Origin of the sequence: Eubacterium ramulus ATCC 29099, assembly GCF_000469345.1 — a bacterium.
In the GTDB taxonomy this organism is placed as follows: Bacteria; Bacillota; Clostridia; order Lachnospirales; family Lachnospiraceae; genus Eubacterium_I; species Eubacterium_I ramulus.
On record NZ_KI271142.1, the window covers coordinates 1 to 4,061 of the forward strand.

General features: G+C 33.0%; 5 protein-coding genes and 1 pseudogene. All 6 read right to left on the reverse strand.

The window, feature by feature from the left end; all coding sequences use genetic code 11:
* Positions 1–212, reverse strand: a pseudogene (locus tag HMPREF0373_RS10055) (ATP-binding protein); the annotation flags it as partial.
* Positions 213–283: 71 nt separating this feature from the next.
* The gene (locus HMPREF0373_RS10060; protein WP_021739603.1) at positions 284–1,171 is read right to left on the reverse strand and encodes a sensor histidine kinase; all 888 of its coding nucleotides are present in this window, start codon (positions 1,169–1,171) and stop codon (positions 284–286) included.
* A 14-nt stretch (positions 1,172–1,185) separates the two neighbouring features.
* Positions 1,186–2,013 (reverse strand): ABC transporter permease subunit, encoded by an 828-nt coding sequence (locus HMPREF0373_RS10065; RefSeq protein WP_021739604.1) that lies wholly within the window; start codon positions 2,011–2,013, stop codon positions 1,186–1,188.
* Entirely contained in the window at positions 2,006–2,920 is a 915-nt protein-coding gene (locus HMPREF0373_RS10070; protein WP_021739605.1) for an ATP-binding cassette domain-containing protein, read from the reverse strand. Before HMPREF0373_RS10070 ends, HMPREF0373_RS10065 begins: the two co-directional genes overlap by 8 nt.
* 89 nt (positions 2,921–3,009) lie before the next feature.
* Positions 3,010–3,672: a response regulator transcription factor gene (locus HMPREF0373_RS10075; protein WP_028088146.1), complete on the reverse strand. Its 663-nt coding sequence runs from the start codon at positions 3,670–3,672 to the stop codon at positions 3,010–3,012.
* An 82-nt stretch (positions 3,673–3,754) separates the two neighbouring features.
* A partial coding sequence (locus HMPREF0373_RS10080) for a YdcP family protein (protein WP_021739607.1) occupies positions 3,755–4,061 on the reverse strand: 307 nt, incomplete at its 5' end.

The following is a 4,061-nucleotide window of genomic DNA, read 5'->3' on the forward strand; positions in this document are numbered from 1 at the left end:
GCTATCAGTATGGTTATGAAGTTGTAAGGGGAGAGTGTCAAGCCATTCTCTAACAAGCTGAAATGCTCCCAATCGGTACGCATGAGCTGTTTCATATTCAGTAGCAGGAGAACCGCCACAAATATAAACAGAAGCGTTCCTATGGAAAAATGGTAAACAAGGTGCTTGTCGCTGGCTCTGATACGGTGTCCTTTATTCCAAATCTTACGCATAAATCAATCACTCCTTTCTGGGTACGAAAAAAGCAGTCAATCATAAGACTAACTGCTATAAAAAGTTATTTTCACAAATCAAACACAATGCAAATATTAAGCATTTCATTGTTATACTCGGCTGAAATTGTACCATTCATCTTTTCAACTAATGCTTTTGAAATAGACAATCCCAGTCCAGTTGAATTTCTAGCATTATTAACTGTATAAAATCGGTCAAATAATTTTCCAACTTCTATTTCAGTCAAATTTGAAGCATGGTTTATAAAATGAATTTCTCCATTTTCAAATAATGTAACTTCTAAATCACCATTACTGTACTTGACCACATTATTCAATAAATTTGCAAATATTCTTGATAATGCGGAACGGTCAAGATTACGAACTATCTTTTTCTGTGGAATGATAATCTTAGGAGAAATTTGCTTTTCTTTTAAAATTGTATAAAATGAAGCGATACTTTCCTCTAATACATTGTTAATAGTAATAGGTTCAATTTTTAAATCTTCTTCTGAAGTTAAAATCACAGAATAACGAAATAATTCTTCTGTTAGTTGTTTTAGCATTTCTGTACGATTTTTTATGACAGCAATATATCTATTCACTTTTTCACTTTTTTCTTCTTGTTCAAGTAAATCCAAATAGCCATATATTGCGGTTAGCGGTGTGCGTAAATCGTGAGAAACATTTGTAACAGCATTTTTTAATTCTATATCGCCTTTTTGAAATTTTCTGCGTTCAGCTCGGAGCTTTCGTAGCTGGATATTTATTTCATTTGCTAAATGACACATATATTTATCGTTGCTTGAAATATCAATCAGAGTATTACTATCGGTTATGAGCTTTTCAGCGAATGAACATTCTATTTCTTTTGCAGATTTTCGTAATAAATGTATCTTGATAAGTAACAAGACAATCACTAAAATCAGTCCACTTATGAAAAGCCATAACCATAGCATAATTTTTCACTCCTTTACTTTAAATCTTTTTTCTTGAAAATCCAAACACCTGCACCAGTTGTAAGTATAACGATTACTAAGGAATATATAGGCAATCGTGTTAAATTAACAACTTGCATTGTTGAACATTGAATTGCTTGACCGCCTGGATTTACATCATAAATGAATTGCACAATTTCTCGTTTTGTTCCGTCTAAATATTTTGGATTTTCCATTTCTTGAGCTGTGTTTTCTCCATTTTCTCCTATCGAATAAGCTGGAATAGTTTTTGGAGCGTCCAACATTCTATTACACATTGCACCAGCAAACAAAAGCCCAAATGAAAATAGAATACAAGCTACTGCAATAATAGCTTTATTTTGAGAGAGCATTGCTACAAGTGTGAAAAGAGAAGCAAATGTAACTGATAAAACCAAGACAGTTATTCCTATCATTACAATCATTTTCATATCAGCAACAAAAAATCCAAGTAAAGGAATTCCAACGCTGAGATACGGAACAAAAAACACAATACACATTGTAATTGCAATAATAGAACAAGTTACCATATTTGATAAATAAATAGTTTCTCTTTTCTGTCCTACGATAATTTTGTTTCTGATTGTTCCGTCATTATGTTCTGTACCGATAAAAAGACTACAAAATACAGCAAGAATAATTCCTATGAACAATGCACACATGAAAAATCCATTGTCAAGATTATTGATATATCCAGACTGTTTCATATCCCTATATCTCAATAGTGGGCTAGCTATTCCAATCACAAACATAAAAGCTAATGAACCCCTAAAACATTTATTTTTCCTTAATCGAAAGAAATTAGCAGATAATAATTTATTCATGTCTTGCACCCCCTACCAAGCTAACAAAATAACTTTCTAAACTTTCATCATGTTCATGTATCGAAATAACTTCACAATCTTTTTTGGATAATTCTGTCGTTAATTTTGAAATATTAACTTTTTCAAAAATATCCGCTTCTGTATTAGAAAGTATTTTATATTCAATGTTCATAGTGTCTAAAACATAAGCAAGGGTTTTTGTGCTTGATACTTTTAAATGAGTACATTTTCGGCATTTACTTTCCAATTCAATAGAGCTAATCTGTTTTATCATTTTACCATTGTCAATAAAGCCATAGTATGTTGCCAGTTTTGATAGCTCGTCTAATATATGACTAGAAATCAAAACGGTAATTCCATGTTCTTGATTGAGCTTCAAGATCAATTCCCTAATTTCTATAATTCCTTGTGGGTCAAGTCCATTGACTGGCTCATCAAGAACGAGAAAATCTGGCGAACCTGCAAGAGCAACCGCAATACCTAGTCTTTGACGCATACCAAGAGAAAAATTTTTTGTTTTTTTATTTCCCGTATTTTCAAGACCAACTAATTTTAATATTTCGGAAATTCCATCATCAGAGGGAATACCTAATACTTTGTATTGCTCCTTTAAATTTTCATACGCTGTTAAATCAACATAAATTGACGGTGTTTCTACGATTGCTCCCATTCTGCGACGAGATTTTGTAATGTCCTTATCTATGTGCTTTTTGCCATAAAGAACATAGTCGCCAGATGTAGGCTCTTGTAAACCACATATCAACCGTATAAGAGTTGTTTTGCCTGCTCCGTTTTTGCCGATAAGACCATAAATCGAACCTTTAGGCACATTCATTGATAAGCCGTTGAGTGCTTTAAAATGCCCGTAGTTCTTACATAAAGAATTTGTTTTAAGAACATATTCCATGATTTTTACCTCCTGTTTTCTGATATAGTTATTCTATCTTGTAAGAGTAAAGAAAACGGTAAAGAAAACAGTAAAGAAACAGTAAAGATTTATTCTGTTCTCATTTTAAATCCAATTCCCCAAACAGCTTCAATATAATCTTTTCCACTTATATCACGAAGTTTTTTTCTTAAATTACTAATGTGCATTTTTAATGAGCTTTCAGTACAGTCTGGTGTGTCCTCACTAATTTTTTCTAAAAGAAATGACTTTACAATAACTTGCTTCGGATTTTGTATTAACAATTTCAAAATAGCATATTCCGTTCTCGTCAGTTTTACTTTTTTGTCCTCTATGAACACTTCATAAGTAAATGTATCCAATGTAATATCTTCAAATTCTAATGTTCTGTTTAATGAGGGTGTTTTAACTCTAAGTGCAACAGTAATTCTTGCCAATAATTCTTTTGTATCAAAAGGCTTAGTAACATAATCAACTGCACCACCAAGTAAAAGAGATACCTTATCTTCAACATCTACTTTTGCACTCATAACAATAATGGGAATATCTGATATTTGTGGTAATAATTCTTCCCCAGACAATCCCGGTAACATTAAGTCTAGCAAAATCAAATCTGGTTTTGTATCTGCTAAAAATAATAATGCTTCTGTACCAGAGTAAGCATGGGAAACCATATATCTTTCATGTACTAAAACTTCGTCCAACATTTTGTTTATATGAATATCATCATCAACAATTAAGATATGCTTCATTTTCATCACTCCATTATATTTGATATGAAATAATTATACCGTTATGCAGTATGCTCTACAATATAATTTTTACTCGGCAATCCTATTTTTTCTGTTGTCCCTGCGGTGTAGGGTTCTGTGGATTACCTGCGTTCTGATTGCCTTTATTCTTCAACACAATATCCTCTGCCTTTACATACCAGTCCACATCTGCACCTGTATAGGTTTTTCGTGATACCGTATCGGCTACTGGATTGACAAGTTCCACAACTGCATTGTACGGAAATTCCCTTAACGGTACTTCTGGCGGTACGGACACGGGGATAATTCCACCATGCAGACTGCACTTCAAATCATAGATACGCTTTTTAAGCTGGGTACTCGGTGTCCCGTCCTCATTCTGCAAGAAC

What these genes read in the sequence shown, in the direction of transcription:
- HMPREF0373_RS10060 (WP_021739603.1), bottom strand. Translation starts at nt 1,171, where the DNA reads ATGCTATGGTTATGGCTTTTCATAAGTGGACTGATTTTAGTGATTGTC.
- HMPREF0373_RS10065 (WP_021739604.1), bottom strand. Translation starts at nt 2,013, where the DNA reads ATGAATAAATTATTATCTGCTAATTTCTTTCGATTAAGGAAAAATAAA.
- HMPREF0373_RS10070 (WP_021739605.1), bottom strand. Translation starts at nt 2,920, where the DNA reads ATGGAATATGTTCTTAAAACAAATTCTTTATGTAAGAACTACGGGCAT.
- HMPREF0373_RS10075 (WP_028088146.1), bottom strand. Translation starts at nt 3,672, where the DNA reads ATGAAGCATATCTTAATTGTTGATGATGATATTCATATAAACAAAATG.